This window comes from Streptomyces sp. NPDC033136, from assembly GCF_055578235.1.
In genome coordinates this window covers 488,577-505,970 of record NZ_JBVIPD010000003.1, presented here as the reverse complement: position 1 = coordinate 505,970, position 17,394 = coordinate 488,577, and the positions used below count along the sequence as shown (strand labels likewise).

The following is a 17,394-nucleotide window of genomic DNA, read 5'->3' as shown; positions in this document are numbered from 1 at the left end:
CGCCGGGCGCGGACCGGCGCATCAGGTGCGGCGCCCCGCCCGCACGCGCCTCAGTGGGCCCCGGACAGGGCGCGTGCCAGGTACGGTGCCGTCCGGCTCTCCGCCGAGCGCGCCACGTCCCCGGGCGGCCCCGCCGCCACGATCCGGCCCCCCGCGTCGCCGCCGCCCGGGCCGAGGTCGATCACCCAGTCCGCGCCCGCGACGACGGACATGTCGTGCTCGACGACGATCACGGTGTGCCCGGCGTCGACGAGGCCGTGCAACTGGCGCATCAGGACGTCCACATCGGCCGGGTGAAGGCCGGTCGTGGGCTCGTCGAGGAGGTAGAGCGTGCGGCCCCGCCGACCGCGCTGCAGTTCGCTCGCCAGCTTGATGCGCTGGGCCTCACCGCCGGAGAGCTCGGTCGCCGGCTGGCCGAGGCGGAGGTAGCCCAGGCCGACGTCGAGCAGGGCGCCGAGGCTGCGGGCGACGGCCGGGGTGTCCGCGAAGAACTCCGCCGCGCTCTCCACCGTCAGGTCCAGCACCTGCGCGATGTTCCGCCCCCGGTACGTCACTTCCAGCGTCCGCGGGTTGTAGCGGGCTCCGCCGCAGTCCGGGCAGGGCGCGTACGTGCTCGGCAGGAACAGCAGCTCCACGCTGACGAACCCCTCGCCCTGGCAGGTCTCGCAGCGCCCTCCCGCCACGTTGAAGGAGAACCGGCCGACACCGAAGCCCCGCGTGCGCGCCCCGTCGGTCGCCGCGAACACCTTGCGGACGACGTCGAAGAGGCCCGTGTAGGTGGCGAGGTTGGAGCGCGGGGTGCGGCCGATCGGCCTCTGGTCGACCGAGACCAGCCGGCCCACCCCGGCCGTGTCCTGCGTGATCTCGCCGATGAGCGTCGACTTGCCCGAGCCGGACACTCCGGTGACCGCGGTGAACACGCCGAGCGGGAACTCCGCGGTCACGTCGCGCAGGTTGTGCCGGGTGACCGGGCCGGCCCTCAGCCACCCGCTCGGCGTGCGGACCTCCCGGGCCGGGAGTGGCGAGCGGTCGAACAGGTAACGGGCCGTCGCCGACTCCGCCACCGAGGCCAGGCCGGCCACCGGGCCGCTGTGCAGCACCCGTCCGCCGTGCTCACCCGCGTGCGGGCCGACGTCCACCAGCCAGTCCGCGCCGCGTACGACGTCCAGGTGGTGCTCCACGACGAACACCGAGTTCCCGGCCGTCTTCAGCCGCTCCAGCACCGTGAGCAGCGCCTCGGTGTCCGCCGGGTGCAGCCCGGCCGACGGCTCGTCGAGGACGTAGACGACCCCGAACAGGCCCGAGCGCAGCTGGGTGGCGAGGCGCAGGCGTTGCAGCTCGCCCGCGGAGAGGGTGGGGGTGGGCCGGTCGAGGCTGAGGTAGCCGAGGCCCAGTTCGACGACCGGGGCGATACGCGACCTGAGATCCTCCGTGAGGACCCGGGCGGCCTCCGAGGTCGCGTCGAGACCGGCGGCCAGTTCCACCAGCGGCAGTGCCGCCAGCTCGGCGATGGTCCGGCCGCCGACCGTCACCGCCAAAGCCTCGGGCCGCAGCCGGCTCCCGCCGCACGCCGGGCAGGGCGCGCTGGTGAGGAAGCGCTCCGCCTTCGCCCGCAGGGCCGGGCTCTTGGAGTCGGCGAAGGTCTTCATCACATACCGGTGGGCGCTCATGTACGTGCCCTGATAAGGCCGTTGGATGCGGTCGGCGTCCCGCACCGGGTGCACGGTGACCACCGGCTGCTCGTCCGTGAACAGGATCCACTGGCGCTCCCCGGCGGGCAGCTCCCGCCACGGCCGCTCCACGTCGTACCCGAGCGCGTCCAGGATGTCCCGCAGGTTCTTGCCCTGCCAGGCCCCCGGCCACGCGGCGATCGCCCCCTCCCGGATCGACAGCGACGGGTCGGGAACCAGCAACTCCTCGCTCGTACGGTGCACCTGCCCGAGCCCGTGGCACGCCGGGCAGGCCCCTGCCGCGGTGTTGGGGGAGAAGGAGTCGGAGTCGAGCCGCCCCGCCCCGGGCGGATAGGTGCCGGCCCGGGAGAACAGCATCCGCAGGGAGTTCGAGAGGTTGGTGACCGTGCCGACCGAGGAGCGCGACGTGGGCGCCGCGCGGCGCTGCTGGAGCGACACGGCCGGCGGCAGGCCCGTGATCTCCCCGACCTTCGGCGCGCCGACCTGGTGGATCAGCCGGCGCGCGTACGGCGCGACCGACTCGAAGTAACGCCGCTGCGCCTCGGCGTAGATCGTGCCGAACGCCAGTGACGACTTCCCGGAGCCGGACACGCCGGTGAACACGGCCAGCACGTCCCGGGGAATGTCGACATCCACGCCACGCAGGTTGTGCTCGCGGGCTCCGCGGACACGGACGTACGGGTCGTGGGCGTCATGGGGGCCGTGCATGGTCACCGACTCTAACCGGAGGCGATCGCGGCCAGCCGCCGGTAGGAGTCCAGCAGGGCTCCAAGGCCGTAGGTGCTGGTGGTGACCAGGACCTGCGCGCCGGTCTCCTTGAGTACCGTCTCCAGCTCGTACACGACCTGCTCCTCGGTGCCGGCGATATGACCGGTCAGCCCCGACTCGTAGAGGCCGCGCTCCTTGGCGGTCATCGAAAGCGCCTCGACGCGCTCGGCGGGCGGCAGCGGCGGGAAGGTGCCGTGGGTGCGGGAGTACGCCATGGACCAGACCTCGGGGATCAGCAGCCGCGCGCGGGTGCGGGAGCGGTCGAGGACGGACAGGCGCACGGGTTCCATACGAGTGTCTACGCCGGGCGGGTCCGCCGGTATTCCGCCCGGGACGCGACGCGGCGGCGGGCGGGCGCCGGAAAACCGGGTGACCGCGTCCGCGCACGTCAGGACAATGTCCCGGTACCCAGAGGAAAGGCGGCCGACCGTGACCGTCCCCAACGTCCTGCTCTCCGGCATCGTCGGATCGACCGCGTACGGCCTCGCACGCGAGGGCTCCGACATCGACCGCCTCGGGCTGTTCGCCGCGCCCACCGCGGAGCTGCACGGCCTGCGCCGGCCCAAGGAGTCCCACGTCAGCACGGCGCCGGACCGTACCCTGCACGAGGCCGCCAAGTGGTGCCGGCTGGCCCTGGGCGGCAATCCGACCGTGATGGAGCTGGTGTGGCTCCCGGACGACCTGTACGAGGTGCGGACCGGGCTTGGCGACGAACTCGTCGGCATCCGTACGTGCTTCCTGTCCGCCCGGCGCGTCCGGGACGCCTATCTCGGTTACGCCACCCAGCAGTTCAGGCGACTGGATGCGCGGGGTGACGGTTCGTTCTCGGCGGACACCCGCATGCGCACCGCGAAGCACGCCCGGCATCTCAAGCGGCTGTGCCGGCAGGGCCTGGAGCTGTACACCACCGGGCGGCTGACCATCCGCGTCGACGACCCGGAGGAGTACCACGCCTTCGGGGAGCGCGTCGCCGCCGACCCGGCGTCCGCGCTGCCCCTGCTCAGGCGGTACGAGGACGCCTTCGACGCGGGCCCCGCGGCGCTGCCGGACGAGCCCGACGAGGCGCCGGTCGAGGCCTGGCTGCGCCGGGTCCGCGCGCACTTCTACACGGAGTCCGGCTCACCCGTCGCCGCATGAGCGGGCCGACCGGGCGCCCGTGTCCCGGTGCTCAGCCCTCGGGGCGCAGCAGCCCGCGCTCGTAGGCCTTGACCAGGTTCTGCGGGACGAGGTGGCGGACGCCGTCGACGGTGACCGGGACCAGTGCGGGCGTGGCCGCCTTCCACTGGGCGCGACGGTGGCGGGTGTTGCTGCGGGACATCTTCCGCTTCGGGACAGCCATGGGACTCCTCCTCGGTGGACGGCACCGAGGACGCTACATGAAAATGGATCCCATTAACAATCGCGTCCCCGGTGCAGGGTCACCGGTGTCCCCGTCCGGTGTCAGTCGTCGGCGCCCACGAGCATCCGCATCTCGAACTCCTCGTGTGTGCCGGCGTCCTCGGCCGGGCCCTTGTCCAGCACCGTGCCGAGCCAGCCCAGCAGGAAACCGACGGGGATGGAGACGATGCCGGGGTTCTGCAGCGGGAACCACGCGAAGTCCGCTTCGGGGTAGAACGAGGCCGGGGCGGAGGAGACGACGGGGGAGAACGCGGCGAGCAGCACCGAGCAGAGCAGACCGCCGTAGAGGCTGAGCAGGGCGCCCTTGGCGGAGAAGCGCCGCCAGAACAGGGTGTAGATGATCGTCGGCAGGATCGCGGACGCCGCGATGGCGAAGGCGAGGAAGGCGAGCGTCGCCGTGTTCGCCCCCCAGGCGACGAGGGCGAGCAGCATGCCGAGGACGCCGATGACCACCCCGGACAGCCGTGCGACGGTCAGTTCCTCCGTCTCGCTGGCCCGGCCCTTGCGGATCACCTCGCTGTACAGGTCGTGCGCGAGGGACGAGGCGGCGGCCAGGGTCAGGCCGACCGCCACGGCGAGCAGCGTCAGATACGCCAGGCAGGTCACCAGCGCGGTGAGGACACTGCCGCCCAGCTCGTGGGCGAGCAGCAGGACGGCGGAGTTGCCGGTGCGGTCGGTGCTCACGATGGTGTCGCGGCCGAGCAGCGCGGTGGCGCCGAGGCCGAGGACACCGGCCCCGAGGCAGACCGCGCCGACCAGGCCGACGGCCCATAGCACGGAGCGGCGCAGGACGCCGCTGCTGCGCGGGGCGAGCAGCCGCATCAGCACGTGGGGCAGGGCGGCGAGGCCGAGGACGATGGCCAGTTCGAGGCTGAGGAAGTCCAGCTTGTTGCTGATGGTGCCGCCGTAGCGCAGTCCGGGTTCGAGGAAGGCCGCACCGGTTCCGCTGCGCTCGGCCGCCCGCTCCAGCAGCGCGTTGGGGTTCCAGTCGAAGTGGTGGAGCACCCAGCCCGCGGTGAACAGCACACCCACCACCAGCATCACGGCCTTGATGATCTGGATGACCGTCGCCCCGGGCATGCCGCCGAGAGAGGCGTACAGGATGACGAAGGTGCCGATCACGACCACGCACAGGGTGCGCGTCGTGGCGCTCGGCACACCGGTGAACTGGGTCAGCAGGGCGACACTGCCCACGAGTTGGGCCACCAGGTACAGGGTCGCGATGGCCAGGATGCAGATCGCCAGCGCGACCCGCACCGGCCGCTGCTGCCGGGGCAGACGCAGCGCCACCGTGTCACCGAGCGTGAACCTGCCCGTGCGCTGCAGGGGTTCGGCGATCAGCAGGAGCACCATCATCCAGGCGACGGTGGTGCCGCCGAGGTACATCAGCCCGTCGTACCCGGTCAGCGCGACCAGCCCGGTGCTGCCCAGCAGGGTGGCGGCGGACAGGTAGTCACCGCACATCGCCAGGCCGTTGCGCAGGGGCGACATGGTGCGGTTGCCGAGGTAGAACTCGCTGATCTCGTCGCGCTGAGGGGCCGTCAGCAGGGCCGTGAACAGGGTGATCACGACCACGGTCAGGAACAGTACGAACGTCAGCTGCAGACTGCTGTCGTCGATGGCGGCGGCGGTCACCACGTGCGGAACCCCCTCGTCCCCTGCTGGAGGGGCTGTCCGGCGCCCTGGGGCGGCACGGCCGCGCGGGCGCGACGGCTCTGGTTCTCGTGCAGCCGGGACCTGAGCCCGCGGGCGAGCGGATCGACCTGGGTGCGCATGTGCCGGACGTAGCACCAGGCGGTCACGCCCATGACGACGAACTGCCCGAGCCCCAGGGTGAGTCCGATCGTCAGGTGACCGAACAGCGGCGCGTTCATCACCGCGGGCACAAAACTCGACAGCAGCACGTACAGGAGGAAACCGCCGACGGACAAGATCGTCGCCCGGACGCCGAACCGGCGCTGCGCGCGACGCAGAGAGTGAAACTCGGCGTGGTCGGATACACGGGACGGCGGAGCGTGTTCGACGTGCGGAAGCGGGAATGTGGGAGTGTCATCCCGCCGCGGTGAATATTCGGGCACAGGCGCACCTTCTTCGCTGCTGTGTGCCCCGCACTCGACCCCTTCGGGTCAGTGGTCGCGTCCGGCTTCCGGGCAGGGTGGAGGCGCGCCGGACACGGTGTGAGGGTGCGGGCTCTGTGGGGACTCGCGCATCCGGAAAACTCGCTGTCCGGATGCACGCGGACGGCCTCGGGGCTCTGTGCGGAGATCCCCGGCCAGCCCCGTCCACGGGTGGTGGCGAGGCTGAGAGCGGAGTATGTCAGTGCTGTGCTTGAGCCATCAACTGTGTGGGTGAGCTGGCCTGTGTCCATGGCGCGTTCACGACCTTGGTGAGGGCTTGCCGCACGGCGACGGCCTGCGGGAAGGGGGCCGCGGGTGCGCAGAACGGACACATTCTCCGGCCAGGCTGTCTCATATGTGCCGCACACCGGGAACCGGGCCGCGAGGCCGCCCGGAAGCCCGTCGCGGCTAGGGGGTGTTTCGAAGGCCCCGCACAGCACCCACGGCGCCCGGCACGCTCCCCCAAGCTCTTCGAGCAGGGGGGTACCCCCAGAGCACGCACCGGACACCGCGGGCACCTCACAGGACCTTCGAGACACCCCCTAGGGTGAGCGTGTGAGTGATGACCGCAGCAAGGCCCCGCTGGCCGTGTTCGACCTGGACAACACCCTTGCCGACACCGCGCACCGGCAGCGGTTCCTGGAGCGCCGGCCGCGTGACTGGGACCGGTTCTTCGCCGCCGCGCCGCAGGACCCGCCGATCCCGCAGGGCCTCGCGCTGGTGACGGAGAGCGCGCGGGAGTGCGACATCGTCTACCTCACCGGGCGGCCCGAGCGCTGCCGGCGCGACACGCTGGACTGGCTGGCGGCCCAGGGGCTGCCCGAGGGGCGCGTGTACATGCGGCGGGACGCCGACCGCCGGCCCGCCCGGTTCACCAAGCTGGAGATCCTGCGGCGGCTCGCCCGCACCCGCGAGATCCGCGTCCTGGTGGACGACGACGAACTGGTCTGCGCGGACGCCCGGCGCGCGGGCTTCACCGTCGTACAGGCCGACTGGGCCACCCGGTCCGCCGAGATGAAGGTCGCGCAGGAGCGGGAAGGACGGACCTGATACCGGGAGCGGGAGGGGGCCGGGACCGGGACCGCGAAGGCACGGACCGTTCACCTCTCCGCCCGGTATCACCGGGCGAGGACGCCCGCCCGGGGGGCGGGCAGCCCGGCCGTGCCCGCCTCGGGGCCTCTGCTGGACCGAGCCCTGTGCCCTACTCGGACTCCTCCAGCCGGAAGCCCACCTTGAGCCCCACCTGCCAGTGCGCGATCTGCCCGTCCTCGAGCTGGCCGCGCACCTGCGTCACCTCGAACCAGTCCAGGTTGCGCAGGGTCTGCGAGGCCCGCTCGACACCGTTGCGGATGGCCTGGTCGACGCCCTCGGGCGAGGTGCCGACGATCTCCGTGACCCGGTAGGTGTGGTTCGACATGCCGCTGCTCCTCTTCCAGTGACGGGTGTGTCACGCGTGACTCCACCGTGCCCCACGCGGCGGCGAAGCGCGAGACGTCGTCCGCCGCCTCCGCCGCCGTGGGGGTCACCGGTGTCAGCGCGCCATGCTCAGCGACAGCGCGAACCGTCCCGCGCCGTCCGTCCACCAGTGGGTCAGGTCCAGTCCCGCCGCGGACAGTTCGGCGCGCACGCCGTCCTGCCGGAACTTCGCCGACACCTCGGTGCGCATCTCCTCGCCCGCCGCGAAATCGACGGCGAGGTCCAGGGCCGGCACCTTCACGGTCTGCGCCGTACAGGACCGCAGCCGCATCTCGATCCACTCGTGCTCGGCATTCCACAGGGCCACGTGGTCGAACGCGCCGGAGTCGAAGTCGGCGCCGAGCTCACGGTTGATCACGGTGAGGACGTTCTTGTTGAACGCGGCCGTCACCCCGGCCGCGTCGTCGTACGCCCGGACCAGCACCTCCTCGTCCTTGACCAGGTCCGTGCCCAGCAGCAAGGCGTCGCCCGGGGCGAGCAGGGCGCGTACGGACGCCAGGAACGCGGCGCGCTCGGCGGGCAGCAGATTGCCGAGCGTGCCGCCGAGGAACGCCACCAGCCGGGGGCCCGGCGTGTCCGGCAGGGTCAGTTCCGCGGTGAAGTCGGCGATCAGGGCGTGCACGTCCAGCCCCGGCCGCTCGGCGGCGAGTGCCTCCCCGGCCTGGGTGAGGGCACTGCCGCTGACGTCGACGGGGACGTAGGTGCGCAGACCGGTGAGGGCGTCGAGCAGGTGCCGCGTCTTCTCGGAGGAGCCGGAGCCGAGCTCGACGAGGGTGCGGGCCCGGGTCGCCGCGGCGATGTCGCCGGAGCGCGCCACGAGGATCTCGCGTTCGGCGCGGGTGGGGTAGTACTCGGGCAGCTCGGTGATCTTCTCGAAGAGGTCGCTGCCGTGCGCGTCGTAGAACCACTTCGGCGGCAGCGTCCTGGGGCGCCCGGTCAGACCCCGGTGGACGTCGGCGCGCAGGGCGGCGTCCGTGGCGTCCTCGGGCAGGGTGCGGGTGAGGCGGAACGGGCTCACGTACGGGGCTCCTTCGGAGTGGGCGCGAAGGCGTCGGTCGGCTCCTTCAGCGGCGTGAGCAGCACGTCGGTGCGGCTCGCCGCGAGCAGGGTGCGGTCGGGGACCTCCTGCCAGTGCGGATCGTCGTCGTAGGGCTCGGAGGCCACGACGGTGCCGCCGCCGGGCCGGGTGAGGTACCACAGGGTGTCGCCCCAGGTGGTCGCGGTGATGGTGTCGCCGTTGGTGAGCAGGAGGTTGAGCCGGGAGTCAGGGGCCGCCGCGGCGACCTCCAGGACCGTGTCGGCCATGGCCTGGCCCTCCTCGTCACCGCCTCGCAGCCGCGCCAGCACCAGCGCCCACACGAGCGCCGAGTCGTTGCGCGCCTCCAGGGACAGCAAGTCCTCCGGCGGCAGGCTCCGGGACACCGGGGCGAGCGAGCCGGGCCAGCCCCTGACCGCTCCGTTGTGGCTGAACAGCCAGGTCCCCGCGGCGAACGGGGCTGCGGCGGCCTCCGCGTCCGCGCCCGACAGGGTCGCGTCCCGCACCGCGGCGAGCAGCGCGGTGGACCGCACGGCCCGGGCGAGGTCGGCGAACGACAGGTCCGCCCAGATCGGCCCGGCCCGGCGGTAGCGGGCCGGCACCGGGTCGCCCTCGGCGTACCAGCCGACGCCGAAACCGTCGGCGTTGACCGTCCCGTACCGCTGGTGCCGGGGCGCCCACGACTGCCGGTACAGTCCGTGCGGGGGCTCCACGAGGAGCTGGCCGAGCGGCTCCTCCGGTCCCACGTAAGCGATATGACGGCACATCAGATATCCTCCGACCGGGCCGTGCGGAAGCCGGCGAAGATCTGCCGCCGGATCGGGTAGTCCCAGTTGCGGAACGTGCCCCGGCAGGCCACCGCGTCCACCGCGAACGAACCGCCGCGCAGCACCTTGTGCTCGGGGCCGAAGAAGACCTCCGAGTACTCCTTGTACGGGAACGCCCGGAACCCCGGGTAGGGCAGGAAGTCGCTCGCCGTCCACTCCCACACGTCGCCGATCAACTGCCGTACTCCGAGCGGCGACTCGCCGGCCGGATAGCTCCCGGCCGGTGCCGGGCGCAGGTGCCGCTGGCCGAGGTTGGCGTGTTCGGGGCCCGGGTCGGCGTCGCCCCACGGGTAGCGCGTCGAGCGGTCGCCGGCCGGGTCGTGCCGGGCCGCCTTCTCCCACTCGGCCTCCGTGGGCAGCCGGCGTCCGGCCCAGCGGGCGTAGGCATCGGCCTCGTACCAGCAGACGTGCAGCACGGGCTCGTCGGGCGGGACGGCCTCGATGACGCCGAAGTGCCGCCTGAGCCACTGCTTTCCGTCCCGCCGCCAGTACAGCGGGGCGTCGATGCCGTGCTTGCGGATGTGCGCCCAGCCCTCGGAGGCCCACCAGCGCGGGTCGTCGTAGCCGCCGTCCTCGATGAACGCCTGGTACGCGGCGTTCGTCACCGGGGTGGTGTCGATGTGGAACGGTGCCACCTCCCGGCGGTGCGCGGGGCGTTCGTTGTCCAGGGCCCACGGCTCGCCGGAGGTGCCCATCGTGAACGGCCCGCCGGGCACGAGGACTTCGCAGGGGCCGGTGAACAGCGGCACCGGTTCCGGGCCGGGCGCGGTCAGGGCCTGCGGACCCTTGCGCAGCTGATGGGTGATCAGCATGGTCTCGTCGTGCTGCTGTTCGTGCTGGGCGATCATCCCGAAGGCGAACCCGGCCTCCGTCAGCCGTGTCCCGTGGAAGGTGGCCTTCTCCAGCACGTCCAGCGCCCGGCCGCGCACGTCGGCCGCGTAGGTGCGGGCCTCCGCGGGCGACAGCAGGGGCAGTTTCGGCCGCTCGGCGCGCGGGTGCTCGAAGGCGTCGTACAGGGTGTCGATCTCGGGCCGTATCGCCTCCTGCCCGGCGACGGCCCGCAGCAGCCACTGCTCCTCCTGGTTGCCGATGTGCGCGAGGTCCCAGACCAGCGGCGACATCAGCGGCGAGTGCTGCGCGGTCAGGTCGGGTTCCTCGACGCAGCTCGTCAGCAGGGTGGTGCGGTCGCGGGCGACGACCAGCGCGGCGACCGCCCGCTCGCGGAGCGCCTCCGGGTCGCCGGTGCCGGCGTCCGGGGCGACAGCGGGAGGGGTGTCGGTCATGGGTGCAAGTCCTTCCCGTGGGCGCGGGCGTCCGTGCCGCGCCGGCGGTCGAGCAGGTCGTCGGCGGGGCAGCGGCCCAGGACGACATAGCGGTCCAGATGGGCGGTGACGGCCTCGATGACCTCGGGGGCGGCGCCGAGCCGCGGCAGGGCGTCCAGCGCGGTCGTGAAGCACGTGACGGCCACCTCGCGCAGTTCCGCGTCGGCGAGGCCTGAGCGGGCCGCGTCGAGCCACAGCGGATTGTGCGGCGCGGGCATCCCCAGCGTGCGCTCGGCCAGCGGCTTCACGGCCCGGTAGGCGGTCTCGGCGGCCTCCGGGTCGTCGAACAGGGCCGCCGCCACCGCCAGCGGCACGATCCAGCCGTCGTCGCCGGGCTGCGCGTCGATCATGCGCAGTTCGAGGTGGCCGCGGGGCCTGACCGGCGGGAACAGCGTCGTGACGTGGTAGTCGAGGTCCTCCCGGGTGGGAGGCCTGGGCGCGCCGGTGCGGATCCACTCCCGGAAGGTGAGACCGTCCGGGACGTCCCAGGGCCCGCCGTCGCGCCGGACGCACATCACGGGGGAGTCCAGCACGTGCCGGGTCCACGCACCGCGCGGGTCGGCGTCCAGCGGCGGTCCGCCCGCCCGGCCGGCGCCGATCCGCGTCCACGTCAGCTGCCGGGTGGACAGCCAGCCCGTCGGACGGTGACCGGCGAGCGGGGAGTTGGCGAACACGGCGACCAGGACCGCGCCCAGATGGTGGGCCAGCCACCAGCGCCGCACGTGGCCGAGGGGGCCGGGCTCCTCGTGGCCGGCGTCCAGGCACACCTGCACGGAGGCGGAGGCGCACATCATGGCGCGGCCGGCGGGGCCGGTGCGGTCGAGGCAGGTCTCCATGGCGTCGTAGCGCGGTTCGCGCAGGAACCGGCGGGGTTCGTGCCAGGGGTCCTGGCCCAGGCCGACGAGGGCGAGACCCTCCTGGCGCAGGACCGCGCGGACGGCGTCGAGGTCGGCGGAGACGTTGGCGATGCACTCCGTCAGCGAGGCGGCGGGGGGCGAGCTCAGCTCCAGCTGGCCGCCGGGCTCCACGGTGAGCGCCGACCTCAGAGGCAGGGTCCGCAGTGCGGCGTAGGCCGCTTCGAGTCGTTCGGGTGTGACGGGGAGCTGCGGGGCACGCAACTCGTGGACGAGCCATTCCACCTCGACGCCGAGGCGGCGCGGCGGGCCGGTCTTGAAGCAGATGCCGCGGACGAGTGCCTCGACCTCGGCTTCGGACAGTGAGGTGCGTGGCCGGGTACAGCCAGCTACCGATTCGGACATGTCGGGATCCTCCTGAGATTCCACCATGTCATCGGTCCGGGCTCTTCGGCGGCCCGGGCCGGGACAACTCGTCCCACCCAAGACGGTCGCACCGCTCGGCACAAGGGGGCGAACCGGGGCGTTCCGGGTTGGTCTTTCGGAATCACCGCGAGTTCCCGGCGGCTGTCTCCGGCGTTCTCCGACGGCGAAAACTCCGTTGCGCCGCAACCACGGGACCGCCCACCATGCCTGCGTGAGCACGACAAGAACGGCCGCGGGGTTCGCGGTCACGGCGCGGACGGGGGTCGGGCCGTGAGCGCGCGCCTGCGCGGTGTCGCGCGGCAGACCGAGCAGATCGTCGCGGTGGGCGCCTACCGGGCGCCGGACGGCCGCGAGGTGTCGATCGCGGCGGAGCTGCGGGCGGCGCGCGAGGGCACGCGCACGTACGGCCCGGAACCGGTGCCGGTGTCATCCGTCCGGGTGACAAGGACGCTGATCGAGGTCACGGACGAGAGCAGCCTGCAAGCCGCCCGCCGGCTCGGCGGGGGCGCCGCCGTGCTGAACTTCGCCTCCGCCCGCAACCCCGGCGGCGGCTACCTCAACGGCGCCCAGGCCCAGGAAGAGGCCCTGTGCCGCGCCTCGGCGCTCTACACCTGTCTGCTCCGGGCCCGGGCCTTCTACGACCATCACCGCGCCCACCGCGACCCGTTCTACACGGACCGTGTCATCCACTCACCCGGCGTGCCCGTCTTCCGCGACGACCGGGGCGTCCTGCTGGACGAGCCATGGACCGCCGGTTTCCTGACCTCCGCCGCACCCAACGCGGGCGTGGTGCTCCGCACGGCACCCGAACGCGCGGCCGAGCTGCCGCGGGCCCTCGCGGTCCGTGCCGAACGCGTCCTGGAGACGGCAGCGGCCCACGGCTACCGCAAGCTGGTCCTGGGCGCCTGGGGCTGCGGGGTGTTCCGCAACGACCCGGCGCGGGTGGCCGGGGCGTTCCGAGGGCTCCTGGGGCCCGGCGGCCGGTTCGCGGGGGCCTTCGAGCACGTGGTGTTCGGGATCCTCGACAAGGCGCCCGGCCGTGCGGTGCTGGGCGCCTTCGAGGAGGTGCTCGGCACCGGCCGTGGCGACGGCGTTCAGCTCCAGCCGTAGCGCTCCTGCAGCCGGCGCCTCACCAGGTTGAACCGCATGCGGTCCAGCGCGCAGGCCTCCCGGCGCATGCCGTCCTCGTGCAGGCGCAGGACCCGGTCGACGTCGACCCATGAGTCCCGGCCCGACCGGTCCCACGGACCGCTCCCGATCGGCACCCACTCGCGGTCGCCGTCGTGCCGCTTGCTGGACAGCTGCACGGCGAGGAAGGTCCCCGCCGGTTCGCGGGCGACGACGAGCACCGGGCGGTCCTTGCCCCGCCCGTCGTTCTCCTCGAAGGGCACCCACGTCCAGACGACCTCGCCCGGGTCCGGATCGCCGTCATGGGCGGGGGAGTACTCCGTGCGCACCCGGCCGACCTCGCGCGGGTCTGCCTGGACGGTGGCGGAGAGGCCGTGACGGCCGGGGACGTTCTCTGCGGCCTCTTCGGCGAACGTGCTCACAAAAGCACCTTAGAGGCTGCCCCGGCGCGCACGCCCTCCGGGTCGCTTCTCGTCCATCGGCACCTTCCCGCCTGCCCGCTGAGCGGTGAGGTCTCCTGGAAGCGCCCACCCGTCGCCGCGACGCGTGCGGCGTGCGGCCGCTCACGCGGCGGCGGAGCGTGCCGTGACCGGCGGCGACGGCCACTTCTCGGCCCAGCGCAGCTCCGCCTCCAACTGCGCGGCCACCTGCACGAGGAGCGGCTCGCTGTTCGCCGGGCCCAGCAACTGGGCGCCCACGGGCAGACCGTCCGGCGTGAACCCCGCGGGCACGTTGACCCCCGGCCAGCCCAGCACGTTCCACGGCCAGGCGTACGGGCAGGCGGCGATCATCGCCCGGTCGGTGGCGAAACCGCTGAGTTCCAGCAGGGCGCCGATCCGGGGCGGGGGAGCGGCGGTCGTGGGCGCCAGGACGAGGTCGTACGAGGTGAAGAACCCGCCGATACGGCGGTGCAGCATGGCCTCCGCCCGCCGGGCCACCCGCAGCGGTGCCCCGCCGAGCAGCCGGCCCAGCCGGGCCGCCTCCCGGGTGCGCCGGTCCAGCAGCGCCGGGAAGGGCGCCTCGCCCACCCGCTCGGCGATCCCGGCCGTGGCGCGCGGCACGAAGGTCAGCCCGATCTGCCCGTACGGCGGGTCCGCCTCCTCGACCGTGTGCCCCAGCGCGGCGAGCCGCTCGGCGAGTTCGACGACCCGGGTCCGCACCTCCGGCAGCAGGCGGGCCGGCACCGCCGTGAACGGCGGCTTGAGGGAGAGGGCGATGCGCAGCCGTCCGGGGTCACGGCCGAGCGCCCGGGACGCCTCGACGGCCGGGGGCCGGTGCGGGTCCTGGGCATGGTTGCCGCTCGCCGCGTCCAGCAGCAGGGCCGCGTCGGCGACCGTGCGGGCCAGGGTGCCGTTGACGGTGATGCCCTGGAAGGACTCGCCGCGCGGCCAGGTGGAGATCCGGCCGCGCTGCGGTTTGATGCCGACCAGATGGGTCCAGGCGGCCGGGATCCGCACCGAGCCGGCACCGTCGGAGCCGAGCGCGGCGGGCACGAGGCCGGCGGCGACCGCGGCGGCCGAGCCGCCCGACGAACCGCCGGGCGTGTGGTCCGTGCTCCACGGGTTGCGGGTCGCACCGAAGGCGGGCCCCTCGGTGAAGGGCCACTGCCCGAACTCGCAGGTGTTGGTCTTGCCGACGATCACGGCCCCGGCGGCGCGCAGCCGCCGTACCGCCTCGCCGTCCTCGGCGACCGGCGGGAACTCGCCGCAGCAGCCGAAGGCGGTGGGCTCGCCGGCCACGTCCATGTCGTCCTTGACGGCCACGGGCACACCGAGCAGCGGCTTGCGCCCGCCCTCCGGCGCCGGGCCCCGCGTGCCCGCGGCCAGCTCCCGGTCGGCAGCGTCGGCCTCGGCGAGCGCCGCCTCGGCCCGCACGATCCGGAACGCGTTGATGCCGCCCTGCGCCGCCTCGATCCGCGCCAGGGTCCGCTCGACCAGCGCCCGGGACGTCACGTCCCCGGCGGCCAGCGCACGGGCGGTCTCCGCCAGGCCTTCGGAACGGTCGAGCGTCATGCGGCCACCTCCGGAAGCAGCTTGTCTACCGAACGGTAACGTCCGGTGGCCGGTGGCGGAACGCCGACGACCGAAGTGGACGTTCGCCCACTGGCCACATCTACCCCACTGGGCGCGTCGAGTCCTGTTCAAACCATTGACGCCCCTCGGTGTCGCCCCTACGTTCTGAGCCCCTACCCACTGATCGAGTTGCCGAACTGTGTTCGCTATATCGAATCTCGGTGCCCGAGGGAGAGCCGTCCGTGACTCCAGACCCCGCCGCCCCGTCCCGCCGCACGCTGCTGCGCGCCCTGGCCGTCCTGCCCGCCTCGGCGGCACTGCTGGGCGAAGCGCCCGCACTGCTCGGCAGCGCCCTGGCCGCCGCACCCCCGAACGGCTCGGCCACGCGCTACACGATCGTGCCGTTCCTGAACAGCACCGACGGCACGGTCAACGTCTACCAGTCGGACGACGCCACCGACTTCCGGCTGCTGCGCTCCTCGGCGTACACACCGCCCGCGGGCCGGATCCGCGACGCGAGCATCATCAGGCACACCGACGGCTACTACTACGTCACCTACACCACGCGCACCTGGCAGGACCGCAGCACGACCATCGGCTTCGCCCGCAGCTCCGACCGCGTCAACTGGACGTTCCTCTACGACTACACCGTCCCCATCGCCCGGCTCTCCCGTGCCTGGGCGCCGGAGTTCTTCGTCGACAGCGACGGCAGCGTCAGCATCATCGTGTCCTGCTCCACCACGGACAACGAGTGGAATTTCACGCCATATCTGCTGAGGGCCACGAACTCGGCTCTCACCGCGTGGAGTTCACCCGTGGCGCTCTCCGGCATCGGCGCCAACCACATCGACACCTTCATCGTGAAGACCGGCTCGACGTACCACGCCTTCCCGAAGAACGAGACGACGAAGTACATCGAGTACGCCACCGCCTCGAACCTCGCCGGCCCGTACACGATCCGCAGGACGGGCAACTGGGCGGGCTGGGGCAGCTACCGCGAGGGCCCGGCGCTGGTGCGGCTCGACAACGGCGGCTGGCGGATGTTCTTCGACGGCTACGGCGACGGGACCTACTACTACAGCGACAGCCACGACACCTTCGCCACCTGGACGGCACCGGCCGCGCTGCCCGGGATCTCCGGCACGGCACGGCACTTCACGGTGGTCAAGGAGACGGTCGCGGGCGGCCCGAGCCTGCCCCGGAACGTCACGCGCTCCTTCCGGTCGGCCAACTACCCGTCCCGCTACTGGCAGCAGCAGTCCTCGCTCCTCAACCTGCCCGTGGTCAGCGGCTCCAGCACCACCGCCGAGAAGCGGGCCGCCACCTTCACGGTCGTCGCCGGCCTGGCCGACGGCAGCGGCTGCTCCTTCCGTGACGCGGCCGGCAACTACCTGCGCCACTGGGACTTCCGCGCCCGCTTCGACGCGAACGACGGCACGAGCACCTTCGCCAGGGACGCCACGTTCATCCTCCGCTCCGGCACGGCCTCCGGCTCGGTCCGCTTCGAGTCGTACAACTACCCGGGGTACTACCTGCGTCACTACTCCTACCAGCTGCGCGTGGAGCGCTCGAACGGAACGGACCTGTTCCGCCAGGACAGTTCGTTCGTGCCGGTGACGGCCTGGGCCTGAGCGCGCCCCCGAGCCCCCGCGCACGGCACAGGAAGGGACCGGGCCACCCCGTTCCCCCGCGACCGCGCGGCGGGGGACCGTGGTGGCCCGGCTGGGGAGGGATCAGCGGGTGAAGGTGACCCGGTGCTCCTTCAGGGAGCCGCAGTTGGAGCCGTACACCTGCACGTACGTGTTGGCGATGCTGCCGCCCCAGTCGACGCAGTGGCCCTTGCCGTGCACGTAGGTCGGACCGGCGTACGACGTGAAGAGGCCCTCGTCGTAGTGGCTCTCGTCGGTGTCCGGGACGTAGATCCAGGCGGACATGTTGACGGCCGTGCCCGGGTTGTTGCGGATGGTCGCGACGCAGTTCTGGCCGTTGGAGGCGTTGTAGGTCAGGTAGACGGTCCCCAGCGAGCCGACGGCCGCCGAGTTGACCGTCTTGTAGCCGCTTCCGCAGACCTTCTGCGGCGTGGTGTTGGGCGCGGCGGAGGCGGGCGACGCCAGGGCGGTCATGGTCCCCAGCGCCAGTGCCGCCACGGCGGAGGTGGCCAGGACGGAACGGATGAATCTCATATTTCCCCCTTGCAACTCTTCGAGGTGGTTGCTCCTGCATGGTGTGACCCTCGGGGTGTCCAAAGGGTTGTGCTTCATTTCGCAGCGAAATTGAGGGAGTTGGCGTTGGGACGGAAGAGATCCGGTCCCGTGGGTGCGGCCCGGGCGGCCGTCGGC

General features: G+C 72.7%; 16 protein-coding genes and 1 pseudogene. 4 read left to right on the top strand and 13 right to left on the bottom strand.

The features are described from left to right. Positions 1 to 50: 50 nt before the first annotated feature. Positions 51 to 2,399: an ATP-binding cassette domain-containing protein gene (locus ACZ5TL_RS07960; protein WP_468588517.1), complete on the bottom strand. Its 2,349-nt coding sequence runs from the start codon at positions 2,397 to 2,399 to the stop codon at positions 51 to 53. 11 nt (positions 2,400 to 2,410) lie between these two features. Further along, a pseudogene (locus ACZ5TL_RS07955) lies at positions 2,411 to 2,701 on the bottom strand (LLM class flavin-dependent oxidoreductase); the annotation flags it as partial. 187 nt (positions 2,702 to 2,888) lie between these two features. Here ACZ5TL_RS07955 and ACZ5TL_RS07950 point away from each other — a divergent pair. After that, positions 2,889 to 3,596: a nucleotidyltransferase domain-containing protein gene (locus ACZ5TL_RS07950; protein ID WP_468588516.1), complete on the top strand. Its 708-nt coding sequence runs from the start codon at positions 2,889 to 2,891 to the stop codon at positions 3,594 to 3,596. A gap of 31 nt (positions 3,597 to 3,627) precedes the next feature. Here ACZ5TL_RS07950 and rpmF read toward each other — a convergent pair whose 3' ends face one another. The 3 genes from rpmF to ACZ5TL_RS07935 all read right to left on the bottom strand — a co-directional run bounded on the left by rpmF (position 3,628) and on the right by ACZ5TL_RS07935 (position 5,830). Then, positions 3,628 to 3,798: a 50S ribosomal protein L32 gene (gene rpmF / locus ACZ5TL_RS07945; protein WP_356095963.1), complete on the bottom strand. Its 171-nt coding sequence runs from the start codon at positions 3,796 to 3,798 to the stop codon at positions 3,628 to 3,630. Positions 3,799 to 3,899: 101 nt separating this feature from the next. Further along, positions 3,900 to 5,495 carry a sodium/solute symporter gene (locus ACZ5TL_RS07940; protein WP_468588515.1) on the bottom strand — a complete coding sequence of 532 codons (1,596 nt, stop codon included), beginning with the start codon at positions 5,493 to 5,495 and terminating at the stop codon, positions 3,900 to 3,902. Next, complete coding sequence (locus tag ACZ5TL_RS07935; RefSeq protein ID WP_468588580.1) at positions 5,489 to 5,830, bottom strand: DUF485 domain-containing protein; 342 nt, start codon at positions 5,828 to 5,830, stop codon at positions 5,489 to 5,491. The genes ACZ5TL_RS07940 and ACZ5TL_RS07935 overlap by 7 nt, the downstream gene beginning before the upstream one ends. Positions 5,831 to 6,529: 699 nt before the next feature. On the opposite strand from ACZ5TL_RS07935, the gene ACZ5TL_RS07930 reads away from it, so the two are divergent. Next, a complete protein-coding gene (locus tag ACZ5TL_RS07930; protein WP_468588514.1) occupies positions 6,530 to 7,024 on the top strand; it encodes a phosphatase domain-containing protein in 495 nt (164 codons plus the stop codon). A 151-nt stretch (positions 7,025 to 7,175) separates the two neighbouring features. Here the strand turns inward: ACZ5TL_RS07930 and ACZ5TL_RS07925 are convergent, their stop codons facing one another. The 5 genes from ACZ5TL_RS07925 to egtA all read right to left on the bottom strand — a co-directional run bounded on the left by ACZ5TL_RS07925 (position 7,176) and on the right by egtA (position 11,894). Beyond that, on the bottom strand, positions 7,176 to 7,391 hold the full coding sequence (locus ACZ5TL_RS07925; protein WP_386353072.1) for a dodecin: 216 nt from the start codon (positions 7,389 to 7,391) through the stop codon (positions 7,176 to 7,178). 114 nt (positions 7,392 to 7,505) lie between these two features. Further along, positions 7,506 to 8,468: an L-histidine N(alpha)-methyltransferase gene (gene egtD / locus ACZ5TL_RS07920; RefSeq protein ID WP_468588513.1), complete on the bottom strand. Its 963-nt coding sequence runs from the start codon at positions 8,466 to 8,468 to the stop codon at positions 7,506 to 7,508. Further along, positions 8,465 to 9,253 (bottom strand): ergothioneine biosynthesis protein EgtC, encoded by a 789-nt coding sequence (gene egtC / locus ACZ5TL_RS07915; protein ID WP_468588512.1) that lies wholly within the window; start codon positions 9,251 to 9,253, stop codon positions 8,465 to 8,467. The genes egtD and egtC overlap by 4 nt, the downstream gene beginning before the upstream one ends. Beyond that, positions 9,253 to 10,596 (bottom strand): ergothioneine biosynthesis protein EgtB, encoded by a 1,344-nt coding sequence (gene egtB / locus ACZ5TL_RS07910; RefSeq protein WP_468588511.1) that lies wholly within the window; start codon positions 10,594 to 10,596, stop codon positions 9,253 to 9,255. Before egtB ends, egtC begins: the two co-directional genes overlap by 1 nt. Then, a complete protein-coding gene (gene egtA, locus ACZ5TL_RS07905) occupies positions 10,593 to 11,894 on the bottom strand; it encodes an ergothioneine biosynthesis glutamate--cysteine ligase EgtA (RefSeq protein ID WP_468588510.1) in 1,302 nt (433 codons plus the stop codon). The genes egtB and egtA overlap by 4 nt, the downstream gene beginning before the upstream one ends. Before the next feature lie 291 nt (positions 11,895 to 12,185). On the opposite strand from egtA, the gene ACZ5TL_RS07900 reads away from it, so the two are divergent. Further along, positions 12,186 to 13,025, top strand: a complete 840-nt coding sequence (locus tag ACZ5TL_RS07900) for a TIGR02452 family protein (RefSeq protein WP_468588509.1) — start codon at positions 12,186 to 12,188, stop codon at positions 13,023 to 13,025. Here ACZ5TL_RS07900 and ACZ5TL_RS07895 read toward each other — a convergent pair. Next, positions 13,010 to 13,465 (bottom strand): type II toxin-antitoxin system PemK/MazF family toxin, encoded by a 456-nt coding sequence (locus ACZ5TL_RS07895; protein WP_468588508.1) that lies wholly within the window; start codon positions 13,463 to 13,465, stop codon positions 13,010 to 13,012. The genes ACZ5TL_RS07900 and ACZ5TL_RS07895 overlap by 16 nt on opposite strands. A 141-nt stretch (positions 13,466 to 13,606) precedes the next feature. Next, positions 13,607 to 15,055: an amidase gene (locus tag ACZ5TL_RS07890; RefSeq protein WP_468588507.1), complete on the bottom strand. Its 1,449-nt coding sequence runs from the start codon at positions 15,053 to 15,055 to the stop codon at positions 13,607 to 13,609. A 242-nt stretch (positions 15,056 to 15,297) separates the two neighbouring features. Here ACZ5TL_RS07890 and ACZ5TL_RS07885 point away from each other — a divergent pair, with 242 nt between their 5' ends. Beyond that, positions 15,298 to 16,686, top strand: a complete 1,389-nt coding sequence (locus tag ACZ5TL_RS07885) for a glycoside hydrolase family 43 protein (RefSeq protein ID WP_468588506.1) — start codon at positions 15,298 to 15,300, stop codon at positions 16,684 to 16,686. A gap of 102 nt (positions 16,687 to 16,788) precedes the next feature. Here the strand turns inward: ACZ5TL_RS07885 and ACZ5TL_RS07880 are convergent, their stop codons facing one another. Beyond that, positions 16,789 to 17,238, bottom strand: a complete 450-nt coding sequence (locus ACZ5TL_RS07880; RefSeq protein WP_468588505.1) for a spore-associated protein — start codon at positions 17,236 to 17,238, stop codon at positions 16,789 to 16,791. Between the last annotated feature and the right edge of the window lie 156 nt (positions 17,239 to 17,394).